Origin of the sequence: Amycolatopsis palatopharyngis (genome assembly GCF_003385185.1) — a bacterium.
GTDB lineage: Bacteria > Actinomycetota > Actinomycetes > Mycobacteriales > Pseudonocardiaceae > Amycolatopsis > Amycolatopsis palatopharyngis.
In genome coordinates, this window is the sequence record NZ_PQHZ01000028.1 from 38,357 (window position 1) to 60,402 (window position 22,046).

A 22,046-nucleotide genomic window follows, 5' to 3' on the forward strand; every position below is an offset into this window, starting at 1 on the left:
GCCCCGAGCCGGAAGGCGCGGACGTCAGACGCCGAGAGCGTGCACGCCGCCGTCGACCCAGATCATCGAGCCGGTGGTCGCGGGCAGCCAGTCGGAGAGCGCCGCGCAGACGGTCTTGGCCGTCGGTATCGGGTCGGAGCTGTCCCAGCCGAGCGGGGCACGGTCGCCCCAGCCTTCCTCCAGCTCGCCGAAGCCGGGGATGGACTTCGCCGCCATCGTCTTCATCGGGCCCGCGGTCACCAGGTTCACCCGGATCCCCTGCGGCCCGAGATCCCTGGCGAGGTACCGGTTGACCGACTCGAGCGCCGCCTTGGCCACGCCCATCCAGTTGTAGACCGGCCAAGCGACCCTGGCGTCGAAGTCCATACCGACGATGGACGAGCCCCTGGCGAGTAGCGGCAGCGTGGCGACCGCGAGGGACTTGAACGAGTACGCGGAGACCTCGACGGCGGTGGAGACGTCCTTCCACGGCGCGTCCATGAACGGAGCGCCGAGGCATGAGGGTGGCGCGAAACCGATCGAGTGCAGCACTCCGTCGAGCCCGTCGACGTGCTCACGCACGCGATCGGCCAGCGTGTCCAGGTGCTCCTGGTTCTGCACGTCGAGTTCGATCACCGGCGCCGGTTCGGGCAGCCGCTTGGCGATCCGCTCCACGAGGGAGAGCCTGCCGAAGCCGGTGAGCACCACCTTGGCGCCCTGCTCCTGGGCCATCTTGGCGGCGTGGAACGCGAGCGACGCGTCGGTGATCACCCCGGTGATCAGTAGTCGCTTGCCTTCGAGCAGTCCGGACACCTGTCCTCCAGTTCTGGGGTTGTTGCTACTTCTGGCTGGTTGTGCACAGAGCCTGTCGGAGAATCCGGGTCCGCGATCGGCCGATCACCATGACCTCGCAGTCCGCGGTTCTCGCTCCGCCCTGTTCAGTGGCCCATACCGAGGCCGCCGTCGACCGGCAGCACGGCTCCGTTGACGTACCCCGCCTCCTCGGAGGACAGGTACCGCACGGCGGCGGCGATCTCGGCCGGGTCCGCGTAGCGGCCCGAGGGGATCTGGGCGAGGATCTCCTTCTTCCGCTCCTCACCCAGTGCGTCGGTCATGTCGGTGCCGACGAAACCGGGTGCCACCACGTTGGCCGTGATGTTCCGGGAGCCCAGTTCCCTGGCCAGCGAGCGGGCCAGGCCCACGAGACCGGCCTTGCTCGCGGCGTAGTTGAGCTGGCCCGCCGAACCCGTCAGCCCGACGACCGAGGAGATGAACACGAAGCGGCCCCATTTGGCGCGCAGCATCCCGCGCGAAGCACGCTTCGCGACCCGGTAGGCGCCGGTGAGGTTCGCGTCCACGACGCGGGTGAACTGGTCCTCACTCATCCGCATGAGCAACGTGTCGTCGGTGATCCCCGCGTTGGAGACCAGCACCTCCACCGGCCCCTGGTGCTCCTCGACCTCCTTGAAGGCGGCATCCACCTGCTCGGTGTCGGTGACGTCGGCCTGGACGCCGAACAGTCCTTCCGGGGCGCCGGAGCCACGGTGCGTCACCGCGACCTTGTGTCCCTGCTCGGCGAGATCACGCGCGATGGCAAGACCGATGCCACGATTGCCACCGGTGACCAGAACCGAACGTGCCACGTAGTACTCCTCGAAAATCGCTGGATGCGTCACCGCCTGCTGCCGACGGTCGCGCTGAGGCTATCGGCTCCCGCTGTGCCAGTCGCGTCCGCGCGGCCGATACCCCCGAGTAACCCGGCATGGTGTAGGACACACTCGGTGAACAAGGCCACTGGCAGGTGTGATCCGAGGGCGACGCGGAGGTGCTGACGTGCGAGTCCTGCTCGTCGAGGACGACGACGGCGTCGCTGGCGCGCTCGCTGAGAGCCTGCGCACTCCCGGTCATCAGGTCACCAGGGTGGCGCGCGGGATGGACGCCCTCACCCGGCACCGCGAGGCCGATCTGGTGCTGCTCGACCTCGGCCTGCCGGATGTGGACGGGCTCGACGTACTGCACCGCATCCGGCAGGTCTCGGCGGTTCCGGTGCTGGTGCTCACCGCTCGTGGTGACGAACGCACGGTGGTGCGCGGCCTCCGGCTCGGGGCGGACGACTACCTGACCAAACCGGTCCGGCTCGCCGAACTGCTCGCGCGGATGGAGGCGGTGGCGCGCAGGACCGCCCTGCGGCAGTCCGGCGAGGCGCCCGCGACGGTGCGCGTGGGAGACGTCGAGATCGATCTCGGCGCCCGGCGGGTGCGCTCGGGGGGCCGCGAGGTGGCGCTGACCGCCAAGGAGTTCGACGTCCTCGCGGTGCTCGCCGCCCGCCGGGGCACGGCCGTGAGCAGACAGCAGGTCATGGACGAGGTTTGGGGCGACGCCCACCTCGCCGTCTCGCGGTCGCTCGACGTGCACCTCACCCAGCTCCGCGCGAAGCTCGCCACGCCCGGGCTCGTCGTCACCATTCGCGGCTACGGCTACCGGCTGGGCGAGTGAGCGATGCGCCGCAGGCTCCTGATCGTCCTCGTCGCGTTCGCGCTCGCCGCCGTCGCGGGGTTCGCCGCACCCCTGCTGGCCAGCACGGCGGGACAGCGCACGCAGGAACTGCTGATCGGGCGCAGCGCCGACCTCGACCGGTTCGCCGAACTGGCCCAGGTCGCGGTGGAGTCCGGAGACGTCAGCGCCCTCGCGGCGGACGCCGAGCGCTACAGCGAGCTCTATCGTGAAGGCGTGGTCGTGACCGACCGGCAGGGGCTCCCACTCGTACAGGCCGGACTGTCCACGGCGAACCCCCGAGTGCGTGACCTCGTCGCGGGGGCCGTCCGGAACCAGCCCGGCCCCCGCCCGGCCACCATCCTGCCGTGGTCGAAGGAGCCGATTCTGTTCGCCCGCCCCGTCGGCACCGGTACCAGGGTCTCCGGGGCCGTCGTGCTCCGCGCTTCCGTCGACGCCGCCGCACGGGACGTCACGCTGCGCTGGGTTTCGATCGTCGCCGGCGCTCTGCTGGCAGGCCTGGCGTTCGTACTGCTGGCCATGGTGCTCGCCCGCTGGGTACTGCGTCCGCTGCACGCGCTGGAGCGCGGGGTGCACACGGTCGCGGAGGGCCACAGGGCGCAGGTACCAGCGGGCGCCGGTCCCCAGGAGTTGCGGGCGCTGGCCACATCGTTCAACCGGATGTCCGATGCCGTGGTCGCCGCCGCCGAGCAACAGCGGCGGCTCATCGCGGACACCTCGCATCAGCTGCGCAACCCCTTGGCCGCCCTGCGGCTGCGGGTCGACTCGCTCGCCGGGCACGTCGACGAGCCCGGCAACCGGGCGTACCAGGCTACGGTGACCGAAGTGGAGCGATTGGAGTCCTTACTGGACGGTCTGCTGGCGCTGGCCGTCGCCGAGAGCGCCGGCACGAGCGTCGCGGCGGGAATCGGTGACCAGGACGCACCCGCCGACGTGCCGACGGTGATCGCGGAACGCGTCGATGCGTGGTCCACGGCGGCCGAACGGGCCGAAGTCGGCTTGGCGCCCGAACCCGGTACGGGGGCACTGCCGGTGAACTTCCCGGAGTCGGATCTGTCGCAGGTGCTCGACGTCGTTCTGGGCAACGCCATCGGCTACGCGGGCCGCGGAGCCAGGGTGCGAATCTCGTGCACCGCCCGGAGTGACACGGGAATGGCGGCACTCGTCGTCGCCGACGACGGACCTGGGCTGACCGAACCACAACTGGCGCGGGCGACCGAACGGTTCTGGCGAGGGCCGGGAACGGAGCATTCCCGTGGTACCGGCCTCGGATTGGCCATCGCGCAGCGCCAGCTCGCCGCGCGGGGTGCTCGGCTGGTGCTCGAAAGGACACGGCCGCACGGGCTCACTGTGTCGATCGAACTGCCGCTCGCCCCCTCCGGAGCACCGCGGTGACCGCCACTCGTACCAGGCGGTCCGTCCTGACCGGTGCGCTCTGGCTCCTCGCTGGCTGTTCGAGAGCGGGATATCAGGGGCCCGAACGCCAGGTCACGATCGCCGCGGGCGAAAGCGGCGGCTTCTATCTGGAGTTCGCGCGCCTGCTCGCCGACCAGGTCACCCGCGCCGAACCGCGGCTGCGCTGCTCGGCCGTGTCCACCGAGGCCAGCGTGGCCAACATTCACGCCGTGCGTGCGGGCAGCGCCGATCTCGGACTCGCACTCGCGGACGTCGCGGAGGCGGCGGTGGCAGGCGACTGGCCGTTTCCCAGGCCGGTGCCGCTGCGTGCGGTTGGCCGGGTGTACGAGAACTATCTGCAACTGCTGGTCCGCTCCGACGGGCCGATCCGGTCGGTGGCCGACCTCGAAGGCCGCCGGGTCTCACTGGGGGCCAGCGGTTCCGGCGCGGCGGTGACCGGAGCCCGGCTGATGCGCGCCGCAGGTGTCCGGCCCCGCACCGAACACCGCGGTCTCGCGGACGCCGTGGCCGCCCTGCGGGACGGCTCCATCGACGGGCTCCTGTGGTCCGGCGGGGTACCGACGCCCGCGATCGCCGGACTCAGCGAGAGCACCCCCCTTGTCCTGCTCCCCCTCGACGATGAGCTGCCCGCCATGCGCTCCACCTACGGTCCGGTCTACGCGCAGGTCCGGGTGCCCGCCGACGCCTACCCCCGGGTGAGCGGGCACTCCACCATCGGAGTCGCGAACCTGTTGGTCTGCGGCAGCGAACTGCCCGGCGATGTCGCGGGCGCGGTAGCCAGGGTGCTCGCGACCCGCGCCGCCGATCTCGTTCCTCCCCAGGCGGCGGGCACCCAGTACCTCGACGTCCGGACGCTCATCGGAACCGCGTCCCTGCCGCTCCATGAGGGTGCCGCGAGCGCTTACCGCACCCTGCACGGATAGCGCGACCTGATGGCGGCGCCGTATAGGCCATTATACACCCGGCTCCGGGGTGCCGTACCCGGATGATCTTCACCAATGGGCCTAGAGTGGGCACGCGACGCCGCTTCGCCCCACCACCAGGAAGTCTCTGACGTGTTCCGGATCGTGTACTACCAACCGGAGATCCCGCCCAACACCGGCAACGCGATCCGGCTGGCCGCCAACACCGGCTGTGAACTGCACTTGATCGAACCGCTCGGCTTCTCCCTCGAGGCGCCGCACCTGCGCCGCGCCGGGCTCGACTACCACGATCTCGCGCTGGTCCGGGTCCACCCGGACCTGACCTCCGCACTGACCCGGTTGCGCCCGGCCAATGTGTACGCCTTCACCACAGGCGCGACCCGCCGCTACACCGATATCCGCTACGAGCCCGGGGACGTCCTGCTCTTCGGTCCGGAGTCCACGGGGCTGCCCGCCCCGGTGCTCGACGGAGACGACGTCACCGAACGCGTCACCCTGCCGATGCTGCCCACGTCGCGGTCGCTGAATCTGGCGAACAGCACGGCCATCGCGGTGTACGAGGCCTGGCGCCAGCACGACTTCGCCATCGTCGAGCCACCGGCCGGCTCAGGGCAGCCGCTGCCCCAGGAACAGTGACGTACCCGCCGCGCCGATCAGCATGATCGTGGCGAGCGCGACCCACGGCTTGCTCGCGTCGGCGTCCTTCGTCTCGTACCCGATCTGCTCACCGAGGCTCGCGTAGACCTGTTTGAGTTCGTCCGCCGTCGCGGCCTTGTAGAAGTCCCCGCCCGAGAGCCGCGCGATCTCACGCATGGAATCGTCGTCCACCTCGACCGGGATCTCCTTGCCCTCGATGTCCACGGTTCCGTGCGAGGTGCCGAAGGAAATGGAGGACACCGGGATCTTCTGCTGCTTGGCCGCCTGTGCGGCGGTGTACGCACCCCTCGGGTCGTACGGATCGCCGGTCGGGACGGTCTGCTTGCCGTCGGTCATCAGCACGATCCGGGCCGGAGGCGGCCCTTCCGCGCCACCGACCACGGCAGAGAACCCGTCGATGGCCTGCAGTGCGGCGAAAATCCCCTCGCCGGTAGCCGTGGACTGGGCGAGCTTGAGATTGTCGATCGCCCGGACCACGCCGTCGCGTTCGGTCGTGGGTGCCACCAGCACGGTTGCCGTACCGGCGAAGGAGATCAGCCCCAGGTTCACCCCCGGCGTCAGCCCCTGGGCGAAGGACCGGGCCGCCTCCTGCGCGGCCTTGAGCCGTGTCGGAGCCACGTCCGTCGCCTCCATCGACAACGACACGTCGATCACCAGCATCACCGTGGCCCGGTTACGGGGCACCTTCTGCTCCGCCGTCGGCCCGGCGAGAGCGAACGTCAGCAGCAACAGGGACACGATGAGCAACGCGGCGGGCACATGCTTGGGCCAGCCCTGACCGCGGGGCGCCACGCGGTCGAGCAGTTCGAGGTTGGAGAACCGCATGGTGCGCCTGCGACGGGCCCGCTGCGCGAGGACATAACCGACGACGACCGCGGCGACGACCACCAGCAGCAGAAACCACCACGGAGACGCGAAACCGGTCAGACTCACGCCACCTCACCTGCCTCGCTCCGCTCCGCGTGCCAGGGCATGAACCCCTCACCACACCGAACACCCGCCAGCCCCTGCGGTTGGTTCATGCCGCGCCAATCGGCCTCGATCCGCTCCGCGTGCCAGGGCATGAACCCCTCACCACACCGAACACCCGCCAGCCCCTGCGGTTGGTTCATGCCGCGCCAATCGGCCTCGCTCCGCTCCGCGTGCCAGGGCATGAACCCCTCACCACACCGAACACCCGCCAGCCCCTGCGGTTGGTTCATGCCCGGCCACCCCCCGACCAGCCACGCTTGCGCGCCACGACGAACCGGACCATGTCGGCGATCCAGTCGGAATCGGTGCGCAGGACCAGGTGTCCCGCTCCCGCGCGGCGCAGGCCCGCGGCGACCTCCTCGCGGTGCGCCCTGGCCGCTGCGCCGAACTCCTTGCGCAGCAGCGCCGAGGCATGCACCTCTCGCTGCTTTCCCGTCTCCGGATCCGCGAGCACCACTGTGCCGACGTCCGGCAGGTCCACATCTCTCGGGTCCAGCACCTCGATCGCCACCAGTTCGTGCCGGGCGGAGAGGGCCCGTAGCGGCCGCTGCCACTCCATCCCACCGAGGAAATCCGAGATGACCACGGCGAGTCCACGCCTGCGCGGCGGCCTGCGCAACTGCTCGATGGCCTCAGCGAGGTCTCCTCGGGTTCCTTCTTCCGCCCTGGGTGTCTCGGCGATCTTGCGGACGAGGCCACGGGCGTGCTGCAGGCCCCCCATCGGCGGCAGTCGCCTCGTGGTGGCCCCCGTCGAGACGAGCGCGCCGAGACGGTTGCCGCCACCACCGGTCAGATGGGCGATCGCCGCGACCGCGCAGACGACCAGGTCCCGCTTCTCGCAGAACGCGGTGCCGAAGTCCAGACTCGCCGAGAGGTCCGCCACGACCCAGGTCTCCAGCTCCCGATCCGCGACTGTCTCCCTGATGTGCGGCACCGTGGTGCGGGCCGTGACGGCCCAGTCCATCCGCCGCACGTCGTCACCGGGCTGGTACGGCCGCGCCTCGCCGGGTTCGGAACCAGGTCCCGGCACCAGCCCGAGGTGGTTGCCCTGCAGCAGCCCGTCGAGCCTGCGGCGCACCTCCAGTTCGAGTGTGCGCAGACCGGCTTCCAGCCGATCGCCGCGCAGGATCGGCGGAGCCCACTCCGGCCGCGCGTTCACCCCGTCCGGCTTGGCGGCCCCGCCGTGCGCCGACCGGCGATGCAGGAACCGATGACCGCCGTTGGCGTCGCTTGTGCCATCCATGGATCGCGTTTCGCTACCTGCCCGGTACGCCCGCGCCGACCGGCTGACCGCCACCCTGCGGCCGGGCCGAGACCTGCGGCAGCGGCACCGTCTGCAACACCCTGGTGATGATGTGGTCCAGCGGGACCCCGTCGGCGAGCGCGTCGTAGGACAGCACCAGCCGGTGCCGCAGTACGTCCGGCACCACGTCGACCACGTCCTGCGGCAGCACGTAGTCACGGCCCCGGACCAGTGCGAGCGCCCGAGCCGCCGCGATGATGCCGAGGCTGGCCCTCGGCGACGCGCCGTAGGAGACCCAGCCCGCGACATCGGAGAGACCGTGTTCGGTGGGGGTCCTTGTGGTGAGGACGAGCCGGACCACGTAGTCGACCAGCGCGTGGTGCACGAAAACCTGAGACGCGACGCCCTGCAGCCTGGTCAGCTCGGCGGGGGTGAGCACCTCGTGCGGCTCCGGCGGGGTGACGCCCATCCGGTAGACGATCTCGCGCTCCTCCTCGGCGGAGGGATACTCCACGATGATCTTGAACAGGAAGCGGTCCCGCTGGGCCTCGGGCAGCGGGTACACCCCCTCGTTCTCGATGGGGTTCTGGGTCGCGAGCACCAGGAACGGATCCGGCATCGGGAAGGTCTGGCCCCCGATGGAGACGTGCCGCTCCGCCATCACCTCGAGCATCGCGGACTGGACCTTCGCGGGAGCCCGGTTGATCTCGTCCGCCAGCACGAAGTTGGCCACGACGGGACCGAGTTCGACGTCGAACTTCTCACTGGCCTGCCGGTACATCCTGGTACCGAGGATGTCCGCTGGCACGAGGTCCGGCGTGAACTGCACACGGGAGAAACTGCCCCCGACGACCCGCGCGAAGGTCTCCACGGCGAGGGTCTTCGCCACCCCAGGAACGCCTTCGATCAGCAGGTGCCCCTTGGCCAGCAGGCCCACCAGCATCCGTTCGACCAGCCGGTCCTGCCCGACGATGATCCGTTTCACCTCGAACACGGTGCGTTCGAGCAACTGGGCGTCGCTGGCTGGTGTGCCGGGTTGTCCGCCGGTCGCGCCGTCGGAGTAGCCGGGCTCGGTCACGGTGCCTCCTACCTGCTTCATGATCACCTGCGCCGTGCGACCGTACCCGTCCCCAGCGGCACGGCCATGAGCGGCCAGAGTAGTGACAGCCAACCGCATGAGCAGTGTGACGGCTGTGAAGGTCGCCGCCGGCACGGCCCCGTCAGCCCTCGGCGCGGGTGCCGCGTCTGGCGTGGTCGAGATCCGCGGGCGTGTCCACGTCGGCCGTCTCGCCCAGATCCGCGGGAACCTCCACGATGGACAGTCCGCCGAGGACGCGCTTCAGCGCCGCGCCCGAAGGCTGCTCCGGCAACGCCGCCCGCAGCGCGGCGGGGCGCCATATTCCGGTCAGCCACTGCCTGCGGCCGTCCTCGTCCACGAGCAGGGCACCGTCGCTCTGCCCGAGCGCCGCCCGTAGCCGGCGGACGGTCGCCTCACTGACTCCCACCAGGTCCGCGGCGAGGACGGCGACCTCGGCGATACCGGGAGGCACCCGGAGCAGCCCCGCGGCCAGCGCAGCGGCCGGTCCTCCACCCGGTGGGTCCTCCATGACCCACAGAGCACCAGGAAACTCCCCGCGCTCGGGGCCGACCACGATCACCGGATCCGCGTTCCGCACGGCGGCGAGCACGTGCTGCAGCAGCGTTCTTCCGCCGACCTCGACCATCGGCTTGTCGAGGCCCGCCAGTCTGCGCGCCGCGCCACCGGCGAGCACGATCGCCGCCAGCCCCGTAGCCGGCTCGCCCGGGCTGTTCACCACTCAGTCGTACCCGTCACAGTCGCACCCGTCGCTCCGGTTCTCCACCTGCTCAGGCCGAGGCCGACACGGGCGACCCGGCGGACGCCGGACGCAGCGCGGTGACGGCAGAGCCGAACATGGTGGACTTGATGGAACCAAGTGTGCCCCGGTCCTTTCCCGCCAGTCCACGAATCCGGTCGGTCGTGTGCTCGACCAGTTCACTCTCCCCGGCGATGTCGTCGACCAGACCGAGGTCCCTTGCCTCCGGCCCACCGAACCGCCGCCCGGTCGTCATCGAGGCGACCGCGGCTGCCGGAGTGAGCTTGCCCTGGATGAGCGCCGCCATTCCTGGCGTGAAGGGGATGTTGATATCGGCTTCGGGAAAGCAGAAGTAGCCGCGATCCGCCCGCATCACCCGGAAGTCGTGTGCCATCGCCAGCATGGCGCCCGCACCGAACGCGTGCCCGTTGAGCGCCGCGGCCGTCGGCACCGGGAGAGTGAGCACACGGGCGAGCAGATCATGCACATCGGCGAGGTACTGCTCGGCCTGGTCGCCGTGGGACAGCAGCCACTCCAGATCCAGCCCGTTCGAGAAGAACTTCCCGTGCCCGGTGGTGACCAGCACGGCCGGTTCGGAACCATCCACAACGGTGTCCAGCAAGGAGTGAACCGTCTTGAGCCATTCTGGGGAGAACCGGTTCTCGTCGGAGCCGAGGTCGAGCACGAAAACGGATTCCTGGTGATGCAGTGCGGGCACGTTCAGTCCTTTGTGTCGGGTGAGTGTCGGGACAGGTGAGCCGGTGGCGGTGCGACGGTGAGTACCGCACGCACGGCGACCGCGAGTCGTTCCCGGGTCGCGGGGTCGACCGGCGGCGCCCCCTCGGTGGCGGGGCTGGTCAACGCGCGACGGAACAGCGCGGTCGGCAGGTCGACCACGCAGGTGGTCAGGACTTCGACGGCCGCGCCGTCCCGCCGGCCCCACATCAGGTTCGACAGCCGGACGAGCAGCGACACCAGCCGGCCGTCGAGGGCTATCAGTGCGTCGGCGAGATCGGTCGGCAGTTGCGGACCGAGAAGCCGGTCCCGCTTCACCGTGAGCAGCATCCGCGCCGCGTCAGGGCGGTCTCCGGCGAACTCGGCCGGGGTGTCCGCGGCCGCCACGACAGCGGCGACGGCGTTGTCCGCCGCCGACCGGCCGTCACCGCTCAGCGCCCGGTCCACCAGTTCGGTCTGCAGGTCGAGGAACGCACTCGCCGCGCGCAGCCACGTCTGCCCGAACAGTGCGGCGAGTGAACCGAAGGCGTGGTAGATCGTGCCGTTCGGCACGTCGGCGGCCGCGGCCAGCGTTCGCACGGTGACCTGCTCAGCACCCACCTCGGCGACCACCCGTTCCGCCGTGTCGAGCAGCCGATCCAGATCGTGCACTCGAGGCCGGGGCATACGTGCAACAGTAACAGAGCGCTTGCTCCAGAACTATCCGGCACGGTCCCCTGTGGCAGCCTATGGCCTGCGGAGGCTGCCGGCCGCTCAGCCGACCAGCCTGGTGGCGTAGGGCATGATGCCGCCGTAGCGCACCGGCGCGACGCGTACCCGCGCACCGGAGTAGGGCGCCTCGATCATCTGCCCGTTACCGAGATACAGCGCGACATGGTGGATTCGGCCGCCGTCGTAGCCCCAGAACAGCATGTCCCCGCGACGTGCCTGGGACAGTGGCACCTTGCGTCCCGAGTTGTACTGGTATCCGCTGTAGTGCGGCAGCGACTTCACTCCGGCGAACGCGTAGATCATCAGACCCGAGCAGTCGAAACCGATCTTGCGGTAGTCCCCGTGCTGGTCGGCCACTCCCCCGTCCCGGATGCCGCGCGTCGGACCGGAGGCGTTTCCGCCACCCCAGGCGTAGATGACTCCGAGCTGGGACATGGCCCGCGCCACGATGGTCTCGATCCCGGTACCCGCGGGCGCTGACGGCCTGCTCCGTGGTGGCGCGCCACCCCCGCTGCCACTGTTGTTGCTGCTGCTGTTGTTGTTGGCCGCTGCCTCCAGCGCCGCCTGCCGCGCACGCTCTGCCTCCTCGGCCCGCTTCTGCGCCTGCCAGTCCTCGTACCGCTGCCGCTGCCCCTCCAGACCGTTCACCCGGGACTGCGCGGCATACAGTTGCCGCTCGACGGCGTCCTTCTCGGCCTCGACCTCGGCCGCGCGCGCCGCCTGAGCCCGCTGCGCCGCCACGGCGGCCTGCTGGGCGGCGTCTGCCGCATCCTTCGCCTGCTCCGCCTCGGCCCGCTTCTGCTCGGCGATCTCCAGTGCCTCGCGTGCGGCGGCGTCCTTGTTCGACTTCGTCGTACGCGCACGCTGCATGCTCTCGAGCGCGTCCATCTTACTTCCGCTGACCGCGTCGAGCAGCTGTGCCCGGTCGAGCAGGTCCTTGGGACTGTCCGAACCGAGGTAGGCCGACATCGATCCGATGGTGCTGCCCTGCTGGTAGCTGCCCGCCACGAAATTGTCCAGATCGGCCCGCACCCGCTCGATCGCCGCGGCAGCCGCGTCCGAGGCCGATCGCGCCGCGTTCGCCTCACGTTCCGCCTGCGTGGCCTCATCCTGCGCCGTCCGCATGTCGACGAGAGCCTTGTTGGCCTCCTCCATCTTCAGCTCGACGTCGGCGTGCAGGTTCGACAGCCGCGATTCGGCCTCGGCGAGCTGGCTGGTGAGCTGGCCCACCGCTCCTGCCTTGGAGTTCGCGGCCCGTCGACTGGCATCCAGTTCCGCGTCACTCGGATTGGGGGGCGGTGGCGGGACGGCGACAGCGGTACCCGATCCCGCGGCGATGGCGCACGACATCAGCAGCGCGAGCAGGCCGGCTCCCCAGCGCCCTCCGGCCGAAGCCCTGCGCTGCTCCTTCTGCCTACCTCGCACAGCTCCACCTCCCGTGATTCCAGCGCCCACAGCGGCCGCCTACCACCGAACGAGTGATCCCGTCGGCGCAAACGGCCTAAGCACTCGGACTGACTGTGCCACTGTTGCCACACCTTTACCAACTGCAACATTGGAAACTTGCTCACCTTGGACCACAATTCCCCATTCCGGGGGATAGCGGAGCGCGATACGTTTCGCCGGGACCTGGACATGGCCGGTGTCTGCCGCAGGAGAACCTGGCGTTCTGGCTCGCCGGCCACGCCGAAACCGTTCCAAACCCGGGGGGCCGGTATATGCGAACCACCGCACGCCAGCGAACGACCAGCGGTTACCTGCTCACGGCCGCCACCTCGACCGGTCTGGCAGTGATCGTCATCGGCAGTTTCCTGCCCTGGTCGCACTCGGGAACCGTCTCCCGAAACAGCTACGAATCCGCAGGACTGGCGGACCATTTCGCCGTCGTCGACAACGCATTTCTGGCCGTCACACTGCGCGCCTGGATCGCCGTTCCCGCAGTGGCCGCACTCTGTGTCGCGCTGCTGGCGTTGCGCCTGCGGCGCACAGCGGGAGCACTCACTTCGGCCATATCGGCACTCACGGGAACCACGGCGGGGATACTGACCGTCCAAGCGACCGATCCGGCCGGGCTGGTGGGCATTGCACCGGCGGGTCCGGCCACCAGCCTTGCGGGTTCGCTCATCGCCCTGACCGGCGCGCTCGGCATCCTCGTGGCCACCGGACGCACCCGCGGCACAGCAGACGGAAGAGCAGGTAAACCCTCGTGACGAATCCAGGACCCGGCGGCCAATGGCCTCACCAGGGCGGCCCCCAGCAGTGGGGACACCAGCAACCGGGAACCGGCCAGTACGGCACGCCGCAGCAACAGCCGTACCCGGGACAATCTCCGTATCCGCCGCAGCAGCCCTACCAGGGGCAGCCACCGTACGGATCGCCGCAGTTCTCGCAGGCCTGGCAGCCGTACGGCCCACAGGGTCAGTGGAGCCACGGCGCACCGCCGCCATCGAAGAGCAAGCGGGCCTGGGTGATCGGGCTGGTCGTCGCACTGGTCGTCGTGCTGGGCAGCGGCGCGACCTGGCTCGCCGTCTCACAGACCGGCTCGGTGGCCGCAGGCGCCGCCACTCCTACCGAGGCCGCGCAGAATCTCGCGGCCTCGGTGGGCAACGGCGACATCGTCGGCCTGCTCAGCACGCTGGCACCTGCCGAGGCGGCGTTGCTCACCGATCCGCTGGAGGAGACGACCGCCGAACTCAAGCGGATTGGCATTCTCGACGAGTCGGCCGACCCGGCGCAGCTGACCGGTGTCCGGATGGAGACAACCGGTCTGGTCTTCGACACCGCCGGGGAGGAGCGGATCAACGACCACCTCACCATCACCAAGCTCACGGGCGGCACGCTCACCATCACGGCTGATCTGAGCAAGATTCCGCTGTCCGAGGAATTCATCGAGGCCGCGCGGGACAACTCGGAAAGGGCCGGCCTGGAGTCGCAGACACGGACCGAGACCGTCGACATCGCCGAGTTCATCCGCAACACCGGCGAGCCCATCAGGATCGCCACGGTCCAGGTAGACGACGAGTGGTACCCCAGCTTGCTCTACACGATGGCCGACTACGTCTTGCTCGAGGAGGGCATCCCCTGGCCCACCGAGTCGATCCCGGCGAACGGCGCGGCCTCACCGAACGAGGCCGTGCGGCAGACACTGCAGGCGGCACTGGACGCCGACGTGCGCCGCGTGATCGAGTTGCTCCCGCCGGACGAGATGGGGGTCCTGCACGACGCCGGCCCCGCCATCCTCAACGCTGCCGTCACCGACCTCGAGCCCACTGGGGTGAAGGTCGAACGGCTGGAAACCGAGACCAGCCAGGTCGCCGGCGGGACGAAGGCCGTGCTCACCGCGCTCGAACTGTCGAAGGACGGCGGAACGAGCAGGTTCAGCCTCACCAAGAGCGACGACTGCTACGAGCTGGTCATCGACGGCGGCTCCGAACGCATCTGCGCCGACGAGTTCGCCCGAATGGCACAGGAGCGATCGGACTCGCTGCCACCCGAGGCAGACGGGTTCACCCGCAGTCTCGCCACCGGCCTGTTCCATGGAGGCCTGGGAGTCGTCACCACAGAGGTGGACGGCAAGCACTACGTCAGCCCGCTGCGCACCGTCAACGAGCTGGGCATGATCGTGCTGCGCAGTTTTCAGCCCGGGGACATCGAAGCCATGCTGCGGCTCGCCGACTGAGCGGGCGAGCCGGACGGAACAGGTGATCGTCGTCGCAGTCCGGCCGGGACCGCGTGTCCCCTTGAAGTGAAAAAAGGACACGCGTACTGTTTTGGGTACCCGGCGGGGTCCCGAGCCCATGTCTGCGAACGCGGACACGGTGCGCGAGACTCGCCGGGTACCCGAACAACCGACCGAACTGACCGAGACGACTTCTCACCGGGTCCGTCCATCGATGGAGTTAGACGTGACTGCACCTGCCAGCAAGGACAGCTTCGGCGCGCGCGACACGCTGAAGGTCGGCGACGCCTCCTACGAGGTGTTCCGCCTGAACAAGGTGGAGGGCTCCGAGCGCCTCCCCTACAGCCTGAAGATCCTGCTCGAAAACCTGCTCCGCACCGAGGACGGCGTGAACATCACGGCGGAACACATCCGCGCCCTCGGCGGCTGGAACCCTGCCGCGAATCCGTCGACGGAGATCCAGTTCACCCCGGCCAGGGTGATCATGCAGGACTTCACCGGCGTGCCGTGCGTGGTGGACCTCGCCACGATGCGGGAGGCCGTCACCGACCTCGGTGGTGACCCCGACAAGGTGAACCCGCTCGCGCCGGCCGAGATGGTGATCGACCACTCGGTGATCATCGACGTCTTCGGCCGCGCGGACGCCTTCGAGCGCAACGTCGATTTCGAGTACGAGCGCAACCGCGAGCGCTACCAGTTCCTGCGCTGGGGACAGGGCGCCTTCGACGAGTTCAAGGTCGTGCCGCCCGGTACCGGGATCGTGCACCAGGTGAACATCGAGCATCTGGCCCGCACAGTGATGGCCAGGGGCGGGCAGGCCTACCCCGACTCCTGTGTCGGCACCGACTCCCACACCACCATGGTGAACGGTCTCGGCGTCCTCGGCTGGGGCGTCGGCGGCATCGAGGCCGAGGCCGCGATGCTCGGCCAGCCGGTCTCCATGCTCATCCCGCGCGTCGTCGGCTTCAAGCTCACCGGCGAGATCCCGCCCGGTGCGACCGCCACCGACGTCGTGCTCACCATCACCGAGATGCTGCGCGAGCACGGCGTGGTCGGCAAGTTCGTCGAGTTCTACGGTGACGGCGTCGGCGCGGTCCCGCTGGCCAACCGCGCGACGATCGGCAACATGAGCCCGGAGTTCGGCTCCACCGCGGCGATCTTCCCGATCGACGACGAGACGATCCGCTACCTCAAGCTCACCGGCCGTTCCACCGAGCAGGTCGACCTCGTCGAGACCTACGCGAAGGAACAGGGTCTCTGGCACGACTCGAGCCGGGAGCCCGAGTTCTCCGAGTACCTGGAGCTCGACCTCTCCACGGTCGTCCCGTCCATCGCCGGGCCGAAGCGACCGCAGGATCGCATCGCGCTGACCGATGCCAAGCTTTCCTTCCGTGCCGCCCTCGGCGACTACGCCAAGGCGGAGGTGACCGGCGACCAGGACCGCAAGTCCGGCGTTCCGCAGCAGGAGCAGCCGGAGGGCGTGGAGTCCACCGTGGACGAGGCCTCCTCGGAGTCCTTCCCGGCCAGCGACTCCCCCGCCTACGCCAGCGGGGGCAACGGCACCAGCGGTGCGCCGGTGCACTACTCGGCCGTGCCCGCCGACAAGGAACGCGTCTCCAAGCCGGTCACCGTGCGCTCGGAGGAGCGTGGTGAATTCGTGCTGGACCACGGTGCCGTGGTGATCGCATCCATCACCTCCTGCACGAACACGTCCAACCCCTCGGTCATGCTCGGCGCCGCGCTGCTCGCACGCAACGCCGTCGAGAAGGGCCTCTCGGTCAAGCCGTGGGTGAAGACGTCGATGGCTCCCGGCTCGCAGGTGGTCACCGACTACTACAACAAGGCTGGCCTCTGGCCGTACCTGGAGAAGCTCGGCTACCACCTGGTCGGCTACGGCTGCACCACCTGCATCGGCAACTCCGGCCCGCTGCCCGAGGAGGTCTCGGCGGCGGTCCAGGAGAACGACCTCAGCGTCGTCTCGGTGCTCTCCGGTAACCGTAACTTCGAGGGCCGGATCAACCCGGACGTCAAGATGAACTACCTGGCTTCGCCACCGCTGGTGATCGCCTACGCCCTGGCGGGCACGATGGACTTCGACTTCGAAGCACAGCCGCTGGGCACCGACAGCGACGGCAAGGATGTCTTCCTCGCGGACATCTGGCCGACGCCCCAGGAAATCCAGCAGACCATCGACTCCTCGATCACGCAGGAGATGTTCACCAAGGACTACGCCGACGTATTCGACGGCGGCGAGCGCTGGAAGTCCCTGCCCACGCCGGAGGGCAAGACCTTCTCCTGGGACTCGGAGTCCACCTACGTCCGCAAGCCCCCGTACTTCGACGGGATGCAGGCCGAGCCCGCGCCGGTCACCGACATCTCCGGTGCCCGGGTACTGGCGAAGCTGGGCGACTCGGTCACGACGGACCACATCTCGCCCGCGGGCGCGATCAAGGCCGACACCCCGGCGGGCAAGTACCTGACCGAGCACGGCATCGAGCGCAAGGACTTCAACTCCTACGGATCCCGGCGCGGGAACCACGAGGTGATGATCCGTGGCACGTTCGCGAACATCCGGCTGCGCAACCAGCTGCTGGACGACGTGCAGGGCGGCTACACACGGGACTTCACCCAGGACGGTGCCCCGCAGGCCTTCATCTACGACGCCGCGCAGAACTACGCCGCACAGAACATCCCGCTGGTGGTGCTCGGCGGCAAGGAGTACGGCTCGGGATCCTCGAGGGACTGGGCGGCCAAGGGCACCTCGCTGCTGGGTGTGCGTGCGGTCATCACCGAGTCGTTCGAGCGCATCCACCGATCGAACCTGATCGGCATGGGCGTCATTCCGCTGCAGTTCCCCGAGGGTGAGTCGGTTTCCTCGCTCGGCCTCGACGGCACGGAGACCTTCGACATCGCGGGTATCACCAAGCTCAACGACGGTGAGACCCCGCGCACGGTCAAGGTCACCGCGACCAAGCAGGACGGTTCGACGGTGGAGTTCGACGCGGTTGTCCGCATCGACACCCCCGGCGAGGCCGACTACTACCGCAACGGCGGCATCCTGCAGTACGTGCTGCGCAAGATGACGAGCGCCTGACCCAGCCGCGCTGAGTTCCCGAATGCCACATTGGGGGCACTGAAGTTCCCCAATGTGGCATTCGGGACGCTGAAGTTCCCCAATGTGGCATTCGGGACGCTGAAGTTCCCCAATGCGGCATTCGGGACGTTCAAGTTCCCCAATGTGGCATTGGGGACATCCTCCCGCCGTCAGTTCCGTTAGTGCGCGCAACTAAGATAAGTCTCGGCGGCTTCCCTCGTGGGACCGCCGGCAGCGCGGAACGAGGCAGCGGCAACGGGGGTGGAGATGATTTCGGTGGCGCTTGCGCTCGCCGGCCTCGTCGTCCTCGCGGGCGCGCTGATCCAGGGCGCGGCAGGGTTCGGGATGAACCTGATCGCCGCGCCGTTGCTGGCACTGGCCGATCCCCGGCTGGTGCCCGTGCCGCTTCTGCTGATCGCCGGCGCCCATGCCGTGCTTTCCATGGCCAGGGAATGGCACGACATCGACTGGCCCGGGGTGCGCTGGGCGATGCTCGGCAGGTTGCCGGGGACGATTCTCGGGGTCGTCGCGGTCGCGACGCTGGCGCCCCGCCCGTTCGCCGCCATCGTCGGTGCGTCGGTACTGATCTGCGGACTGCTGTCGGTGACCTCGTGGCGGCCCACGCCGACACCGGGCCCACTGCTGCTCGCCGGGGTCGCCAGCGGCACCTTCGGCACCGCCGCCTCGATCGGCGGTCCGCCACTCGCGCTGCTCTACCAGCACTCCTCGGGCAGGCAGATCCGTGCGACACTCGCCGCCTGCTTCGGGATCGGCACGGTGATCTCGCTGACAGGTCTCGGCATCGGCGGCCAGATCCAGACGAACCACCTCGTTCTCGGCCTCGCCCTCCTGCCTTTCCTGGTGGTCGGCTTCGCACTGTCCGGTCCAGCCCGCCGAATACTGGACGCCGGCCGCACCCGCGCCGCGGTGATCACGATCGCCATGGTCAGCGCGCTGGTGCTACTGGTGCGCAGCCTGCTCGGTTGATCGGTTCCGATCCAGCCCGGCGAGTTCCCTGCTCCGTACCGAAGGAGCCGGGAACTCGCCGGGCGAGGACAGCCGCAGGCCGGTGACCTAGTCGAACGGCGCCTTGTCCGCCTCGTACACCTGACCCGAATCCGGCACCGTGAGATTCAGCAGGTACTCCGTCGCCGCCTTGTCCACCCCGGTCGAATCGCCGAGGATGCAGTGACCGAAGGCGTCGACCGAGAGCAACCGCGCGTATCCCAGCTGGCTCGCCATCCGCTCGGAGAACGTGTACTGCGTCGCGGGATCGTAGTAGTTGCCGATCACCAGGACAGGATTCGCGGTTTTCGCGTTCCACGGCCCGCGGTAGGCGTCCGCCTTGGTGTCAGCGGGCCATACGGGACAGCCCGCGGGATCGGCGAAGGCCTGTGCCCTGCCGAACACCGGGGACTCGTCCTCCCACTGCCCCGCCAGCGCGGGTAGTTCGTCGTGCGAGTGCCGGAATGGTTTGTCCGCGCAGTTGACGGCGAAGTAGGCGTCGTCAGCCAGGTACTTGCTGTCCGGTCGCGCATCGAACCGGGGGTCGATGCCCGGCTCGAGCACGACCCGCAGGTCGTCCTCGGTCAGTGTCTTCGGCTGCACACCTTCTGGAGTGCTGACGACGTCGTGAATCGACTGCAGGTCCTTCGCCAGGCTCGGAAGCGCCTCGGCCGAGTAGAGCGCTCCCGCCACCCCGTTGGTGAACGCGGTCAGGTCGAGGTCCGTGCCACCCGGTAGCGGGATCGGCTGCCTGCGCAGATGACCACGCAACTCGTCGAACTTCTGCCGCGGTTGCCCGGGACTGAACGCACAGCGCTCCCGTACCTGCTCGCATTCGCGCAGGAATGCGTCCAGTGCCACCTCGAACCCGCCCGCACGCTCACGGTCGTACCGGCGTCCGTCACTCGTCCGCAGTTTCGGATCCACGTTGCCGTCCAGAATCAGCGCCCGCGAACGCTGTGGGAACAGGTTCGCGTAGGTGGCGCCGAGCAGGGTGCCGTAGGAGAAGCCGACATACGTCAGCTGCTCGTCGCCCACGGCCGCCCGCAGCAGGTCCAGATCCCGGGCCACCGCCTTGGTGGACATATGCCGCAGCAGCACGCCCGAGTTCCGGTCGCAGAACTGGGCGTAGTCCCGGTAGATGGCAAGGGTGCGGGACATCTCCTGCTGGGAGACCGGCACCGCGACGTGGCCGCCGAGCACCTCGTCGGCATCCTCCGCGGTGGTGAAGCAGCGCACGGGATTGCTCTCGCCGACACCACGCGGATCGAAACCGATGATGTCGAACCGGTCGATCACCGGCTGCTCGAAGTACTGCTCGGCACCCATCGGCATGGTGCGGCCCGGCCCGCCGGGACCACCGGGATTGACGAACAGCGAGCCGATCCGCGCGTCGGGATCGGCCGCCGCCCTGCGCAACAGGGCCAGGTCGATCGTGCCGAGGGCGGCGTTGTCGTGATCGATCGGCACCCGGTACGTCGCACAGCTGTAGAGCGCCCGCTGGTCCTGCGCGACCCCGGCGAGCGTCTCCTCGTCGCAGTCCCCCCAGGCCACCTCGTCGACCGCGCCAACCTCCGCCGCCACCGGACCGTCGTGGGCCTGTTGCGCGCCCGCCGCCGCCGGTATTCCGGCAACCATCGTGCCCGCCGCCAGCAGAGCCACCACTGCTCGCGCCCGAGTCCGGCCCCATACTGCCGCCATCACCGGTTTCCTCCCAGTTCGTCACAACGAGTACCCGAACGAATACTGAGAATCGACACTGCCGCACCTCGGGGTGCGCCGCAGGAGTCCCGGCGCAATCTCCAACCGAAAGGGTGGTTCACGGGTCCGGAGTGAGCACGAAAACAGGCAACTCGCGGCCCGCGGCCTCCCGCTCCATGCGGTACCCGGGCCAGAACTCCAGTAACTCCGACCAGAGCCGGGCGTACTCGGCACCGGTCACCTCGCGCGCCCGCACCGCCATCTCCCTGCCCCGGATAGTGACCGTCGCCCGCGAATTCGCCCGCAGGTTGTAGGCCCACGCGGGGTGGTTGCTCCTGCCCCAGTTCGAGCCGGTCAGCACGAACTCGGTGCCGTGCGGCAGATAGAGCAGGTTGTTCTGCCTAGCCAAGCCCGATCTGCGCCCGGTGCTGGTCAACCGAAGCGATGGCAGGCCGGCGATCGCGACGAGGCTCAGCCTGCCCCTGGAGACCCGGTGCAGCCGCTGGTCCACGGCGACCACCACACCGGCCAGGCGCATCAGGCCTGGCCGGGTCCCGACCATGCGGGCGAATCGTGGAAGCGGGTTCCTCACGTACTCATTCGATCATCCGCACGGACTGGGAGAGTGAGACCCCGAACTGCCCGGCGCGGTCGGTCCACCATTCGCGTAGTGCGAATCCGGCATCGGCCAGTTCGGCCGCGACTCCCTCCGGCCGGAACTTCGCGGAGATCTCGGTCCGGATGTGCTCTCCCTCCGCGAAGTCGACCTCCAGATCCGCCCCGGGGATACGCACCCGCATATCCGCGCTGGCCCGCAACCGCATCTCGATCCATTCGTTGTCCGCGTCCCAGTACGACACGTGGTCGAACCGTTCGGGCCGGAAGTCAGCGCCGAGCCTTTCGTTGACGACCCGCAGCACGTTTCGATTGAACTCCGCCGTCACCCCCGCGGCATCGTCGTAAGCGCGCACCAACCGGTCCTGGTCCTTCACCAGATCCGTACCGAGCAACAACCACTCCCCCTCCTGGAGGACGTCGCGTACCGAGCGCAGGAACTTCGCCCGCTCCGCGGGCAGGAAGTTGCCGATCGTCCCACCGAGGAAAGCGACTAGCCGGGGCGGCGTGCCGGGTAGCAGGTCGAGATGTTCGGTGAAATCGCCGACCACTCCCCGCACCTCGAGTCGCGGGTAGGCCGTCGCGATTGCCTGTGCCGCTTCGGTCAGCGCGGTCTCCGAGACGTCCAGCGGGACGAACGTGCGCAGGGCACCGTGCTCGGTCAGCGCGTCCAGCAGCAACCGAGTCTTCTCACTCGAACCCGACCCGAGCTCCACCAGGGTGTGTGCGGCGGTCGTCACGGCGATCGCGGGCGACTCACGTTCCAGCACCTCCCGCTCGGCCCGCGTCGGGTAGTACTCCGGCACCGCGGTGATCCGCTCGAACAGCTCACTGCCACTGGCGTCGTAGAACCACTTGGAAGGCAACCATTTCTGCGTGGCGCGAAGCCCCTCACGCACATCTGCCCGCAGCGCCGTGGTGATGGCCTCTTCGCTGCGGTGAACGTCCAGATCCCGTTCGTTCATGA

21 protein-coding genes are annotated in these 22,046 nt (G+C 69.1%); 8 read left to right on the plus strand and 13 right to left on the minus strand.

Features of this window, described 5'->3' with window-relative positions; genetic code table 11:
* Positions 1–24 precede the first annotated feature (24 nt).
* Positions 25–792, minus strand: coding sequence for an enoyl-ACP reductase FabI (gene fabI / locus D0C15_RS20690; RefSeq protein WP_116048083.1), 768 nt, complete (start codon positions 790–792; stop codon positions 25–27).
* A 125-nt stretch (positions 793–917) separates the two neighbouring features.
* Positions 918–1,622 carry a beta-ketoacyl-ACP reductase gene (gene fabG / locus D0C15_RS20695; RefSeq protein ID WP_116048191.1) on the minus strand — a complete coding sequence of 235 codons (705 nt, stop codon included), beginning with the start codon at positions 1,620–1,622 and terminating at the stop codon, positions 918–920.
* A 190-nt stretch (positions 1,623–1,812) separates the two neighbouring features.
* Between fabG and D0C15_RS20700 the strand changes: the two genes are divergently transcribed.
* The 4 genes from D0C15_RS20700 (at position 1,813) to D0C15_RS20715 (ending at position 5,468) form a co-directional block, all read left to right on the plus strand.
* Positions 1,813–2,475 (plus strand): response regulator transcription factor, encoded by a 663-nt coding sequence (locus tag D0C15_RS20700; protein WP_116048086.1) that lies wholly within the window; start codon positions 1,813–1,815, stop codon positions 2,473–2,475.
* 3 nt (positions 2,476–2,478) lie between these two features.
* Positions 2,479–3,888 (plus strand): sensor histidine kinase, encoded by a 1,410-nt coding sequence (locus D0C15_RS20705; RefSeq protein ID WP_116048088.1) that lies wholly within the window; start codon positions 2,479–2,481, stop codon positions 3,886–3,888.
* Positions 3,885–4,832: a TAXI family TRAP transporter solute-binding subunit gene (locus D0C15_RS20710; protein WP_116048090.1), complete on the plus strand. Its 948-nt coding sequence runs from the start codon at positions 3,885–3,887 to the stop codon at positions 4,830–4,832. The genes D0C15_RS20705 and D0C15_RS20710 overlap by 4 nt, the downstream gene beginning before the upstream one ends.
* A gap of 132 nt (positions 4,833–4,964) precedes the next feature.
* On the plus strand, positions 4,965–5,468 hold the full coding sequence (locus tag D0C15_RS20715) for a tRNA (cytidine(34)-2'-O)-methyltransferase (RefSeq protein WP_116048092.1): 504 nt from the start codon (positions 4,965–4,967) through the stop codon (positions 5,466–5,468).
* Here the strand turns inward: D0C15_RS20715 and D0C15_RS20720 are convergent.
* From D0C15_RS20720 to D0C15_RS20755, 8 genes are all read right to left on the minus strand, one after another.
* Positions 5,439–6,422, minus strand: a complete 984-nt coding sequence (locus tag D0C15_RS20720) for a VWA domain-containing protein (protein WP_116048094.1) — start codon at positions 6,420–6,422, stop codon at positions 5,439–5,441. The genes D0C15_RS20715 and D0C15_RS20720 overlap by 30 nt on opposite strands.
* Positions 6,419–6,691: a hypothetical protein gene (locus D0C15_RS20725; protein WP_116048096.1), complete on the minus strand. Its 273-nt coding sequence runs from the start codon at positions 6,689–6,691 to the stop codon at positions 6,419–6,421. The genes D0C15_RS20720 and D0C15_RS20725 overlap by 4 nt, the downstream gene beginning before the upstream one ends.
* Positions 6,688–7,704, minus strand: coding sequence for a DUF58 domain-containing protein (locus D0C15_RS20730; RefSeq protein WP_116048192.1), 1,017 nt, complete (start codon positions 7,702–7,704; stop codon positions 6,688–6,690). Before D0C15_RS20730 ends, D0C15_RS20725 begins: the two co-directional genes overlap by 4 nt.
* Before the next feature lie 13 nt (positions 7,705–7,717).
* The gene (locus D0C15_RS20735; protein ID WP_116048195.1) at positions 7,718–8,782 is read right to left on the minus strand and encodes an AAA family ATPase; all 1,065 of its coding nucleotides are present in this window, start codon (positions 8,780–8,782) and stop codon (positions 7,718–7,720) included.
* A 142-nt stretch (positions 8,783–8,924) separates the two neighbouring features.
* Entirely contained in the window at positions 8,925–9,518 is a 594-nt protein-coding gene (mobA, locus tag D0C15_RS20740; protein WP_211323277.1) for a molybdenum cofactor guanylyltransferase, read from the minus strand.
* A gap of 52 nt (positions 9,519–9,570) precedes the next feature.
* A complete protein-coding gene (locus D0C15_RS20745; protein ID WP_116048099.1) occupies positions 9,571–10,257 on the minus strand; it encodes an enoyl-CoA hydratase/isomerase family protein in 687 nt (228 codons plus the stop codon).
* A 2-nt stretch (positions 10,258–10,259) separates the two neighbouring features.
* Entirely contained in the window at positions 10,260–10,940 is a 681-nt protein-coding gene (locus D0C15_RS20750) for a TetR/AcrR family transcriptional regulator (RefSeq protein WP_116048101.1), read from the minus strand.
* An 87-nt stretch (positions 10,941–11,027) separates the two neighbouring features.
* Positions 11,028–12,335, minus strand: coding sequence for an NlpC/P60 family protein (locus D0C15_RS20755; RefSeq protein ID WP_116048200.1), 1,308 nt, complete (start codon positions 12,333–12,335; stop codon positions 11,028–11,030).
* Positions 12,336–12,703: 368 nt separating this feature from the next.
* Here D0C15_RS20755 and D0C15_RS20760 point away from each other — a divergent pair, with 368 nt between their 5' ends.
* The 4 genes from D0C15_RS20760 (at position 12,704) to D0C15_RS20775 (ending at position 18,745) form a co-directional block, all read left to right on the plus strand.
* Positions 12,704–13,195 carry a hypothetical protein gene (locus D0C15_RS20760; RefSeq protein WP_211323278.1) on the plus strand — a complete coding sequence of 164 codons (492 nt, stop codon included), beginning with the start codon at positions 12,704–12,706 and terminating at the stop codon, positions 13,193–13,195.
* Positions 13,192–14,664 carry a flagellar basal body protein FliL gene (locus tag D0C15_RS20765; protein WP_116048104.1) on the plus strand — a complete coding sequence of 491 codons (1,473 nt, stop codon included), beginning with the start codon at positions 13,192–13,194 and terminating at the stop codon, positions 14,662–14,664. Before D0C15_RS20760 ends, D0C15_RS20765 begins: the two co-directional genes overlap by 4 nt.
* A 214-nt stretch (positions 14,665–14,878) precedes the next feature.
* Positions 14,879–17,758: an aconitate hydratase gene (locus D0C15_RS20770; RefSeq protein ID WP_211323282.1), complete on the plus strand. Its 2,880-nt coding sequence runs from the start codon at positions 14,879–14,881 to the stop codon at positions 17,756–17,758.
* A gap of 267 nt (positions 17,759–18,025) precedes the next feature.
* Positions 18,026–18,745, plus strand: coding sequence for a sulfite exporter TauE/SafE family protein (locus D0C15_RS20775; protein WP_116048203.1), 720 nt, complete (start codon positions 18,026–18,028; stop codon positions 18,743–18,745).
* An 87-nt stretch (positions 18,746–18,832) separates the two neighbouring features.
* Here D0C15_RS20775 and D0C15_RS20780 read toward each other — a convergent pair whose 3' ends face one another.
* From D0C15_RS20780 to egtD, 3 genes are all read right to left on the minus strand, one after another.
* Positions 18,833–20,464, minus strand: coding sequence for an alpha/beta hydrolase (locus tag D0C15_RS20780; RefSeq protein ID WP_116048108.1), 1,632 nt, complete (start codon positions 20,462–20,464; stop codon positions 18,833–18,835).
* Between the two features lie 118 nt (positions 20,465–20,582).
* Positions 20,583–21,002, minus strand: coding sequence for a nitroreductase family deazaflavin-dependent oxidoreductase (locus tag D0C15_RS20785; protein ID WP_116048205.1), 420 nt, complete (start codon positions 21,000–21,002; stop codon positions 20,583–20,585).
* 58 nt (positions 21,003–21,060) lie between these two features.
* Positions 21,061–22,044 (minus strand): L-histidine N(alpha)-methyltransferase, encoded by a 984-nt coding sequence (gene egtD / locus D0C15_RS20790; protein ID WP_116048111.1) that lies wholly within the window; start codon positions 22,042–22,044, stop codon positions 21,061–21,063.
* Positions 22,045–22,046 lie beyond the last annotated feature (2 nt).